This window comes from Thiolapillus sp., assembly GCF_048562965.1.
GTDB classification, from domain to species: domain Bacteria; phylum Pseudomonadota; class Gammaproteobacteria; order Chromatiales; family Chromatiaceae; genus Thiolapillus; species Thiolapillus brandeum_A.
In genome coordinates, this window is record NZ_JBHNMF010000631.1 from 247 (window position 1) to 1,771 (window position 1,525).

3 protein-coding genes are annotated in these 1,525 nt (G+C 55.3%); 1 reads left to right on the forward strand and 2 read right to left on the reverse strand.

Translation table 11 applies throughout. The features are described from left to right. Window positions 1-378 (reverse strand): conjugal transfer transcriptional regulator TraJ, encoded by a 378-nt coding sequence (traJ, locus tag ACOCD2_RS18560; protein WP_293675545.1) that lies wholly within the window; start codon window positions 376-378, stop codon window positions 1-3. Further along, window positions 371-673, reverse strand: a complete 303-nt coding sequence (locus ACOCD2_RS18565; protein WP_419583007.1) for a hypothetical protein — start codon at window positions 671-673, stop codon at window positions 371-373. Before ACOCD2_RS18565 ends, traJ begins: the two co-directional genes overlap by 8 nt. 361 nt (window positions 674-1,034) lie before the next feature. Between ACOCD2_RS18565 and ACOCD2_RS18570 the strand changes: the two genes are divergently transcribed. Next, window positions 1,035-1,412, forward strand: a complete 378-nt coding sequence (locus ACOCD2_RS18570; protein ID WP_293680949.1) for a TraK family protein — start codon at window positions 1,035-1,037, stop codon at window positions 1,410-1,412. The last annotated feature ends 113 nt before the right edge of the window (window positions 1,413-1,525 follow it).

Consider the following 1,525-nt stretch of genomic DNA (forward strand, 5'->3'; position numbering starts at 1 on the left):
TTAGCCGCTAAAACTGTCATGGTCAGCTCGCGGCATTACGATGGAAAGCATGACCTTGCTCATTTCATCCTGGGTATCAAGGATTCGGTCGAGCACGGCGTGTATCGTGGATTCACCAAACTGAGCGGTTCGCTCATCATTGGTGAGCCAAAGCTTCAGCAGTCCGCCAAGGCGGCCCAGGTCGCCGTTGATGCGGGCCAGTTCCCGCACCTGCTCATCATCGACGATGCCGTTGATTGGATAACCCTGGCCCACTTCGCGCAGGTAGCGGGCGACGCTCATGCCGGCCTGCTTCGCCTGGCGTTCAATGATTTGCCGCTCTTCCTGGAGAACAGGGACACGCAAGTGGTGTCTTCTTTTCTCCTTGGCATCACCCATTGCCGACCTCCCCTACTGCGGAGGCAGTCTGTTCCCAGCGACGTACCATGAATGCCTTTTGCGCAGGCAGAACAGCCCGCACCTGGACAAGGCCAGTGCGCTGGTACATGGGGCTCAATACTTCATGGAGATGGCGCACGGCGAAGGTGGCGTGGCGCTCTACATCGTCCACGTCACAGTCATCGCTGAAAGATGGATCGTGAAGCATGTTCATCGCGTGGACAGTCCGGTTGACCTCAACTTGGGCGTTGACCAACTGCTGTGCCAGACGTGGATCCATCGTTCTCTTATTCATGGTTGAACCTCCTTTCTTAAGCCGGCGGCAGCCGGCCGGCCTCGCAGAGCAGGATGTCCGTTGAGCACCCCGGTGCGAATAAGGTACAGCGAAGATAGGTGATCGGCTTGCCCGGTTAGCTAACTTCGCCCATCCTGCCCGCCTTACGGCGTTCATTACACCACGAAAAGTGTACACCACAATATTCGATAAATCCGCTGTAACTGCGTATTTTTGCGCAACACACACAACGGATATAGCGGAATTTTCAAAAACCGGGTTATAATGGGCAACAGTGGCGCTGTAGTAGCGCGGTAACAGCGATTTAATGGATTGCACTGCAGTGCGGCATTAGCGATAGACAGACGGTGAATCGAACGCTATGACGAAAACGTACACTGAAGCGCTGGCCGAATGGGTGAAGCAGCGGCAGGAGAAAAGGCCAGGGCAAGACCTGGCCGCTGTCGCTTTCATGGGCGTCCGCGAGGATGTGAAGGCGGCCATCGGGGCAGGCTACGCCCAGAAAACCATCTGGGCGCATTTGCACGAGACCGGGAAGATCCCGTATCGGTACGAAACCTTCCTGAAGCATGTGCGTAAGCACATCAAGGAAGCAAAAAGAGAGGAAGTGCCCAAAGCGGCCAAAGTGATACCTGATAACCCAACAAAGGCCGCAGTCGGCCGGAAAAAGGACACAAAACCCACCAGGAAGGAGGGTTTCACATTTGAGGCAACACCCAGGAAAGAGGACTTAATCTGATGGCGAAGGTACACATCATTCTGCAAGGAAAAGGGGGTGTAGGGAAATCAGCCATTGCGGCCATCGTTGCACAATACAAGAAAAGCATCGGGCAGGCGCCCGTCTGCATCGAC

Excerpts from the sequence above, each read along its gene's own strand:
- traJ (WP_293675545.1), bottom strand. The coding sequence starts at position 378 with ATGGGTGATGCCAAGGAGAAAAGAAGACACCACTTGCGTGTCCCTGTT.
- ACOCD2_RS18570 (WP_293680949.1), top strand. The coding sequence starts at position 1,035 with ATGACGAAAACGTACACTGAAGCGCTGGCCGAATGGGTGAAGCAGCGG.
- ACOCD2_RS18565 (WP_419583007.1), bottom strand. The coding sequence starts at position 673 with ATGAATAAGAGAACGATGGATCCACGTCTGGCACAGCAGTTGGTCAAC.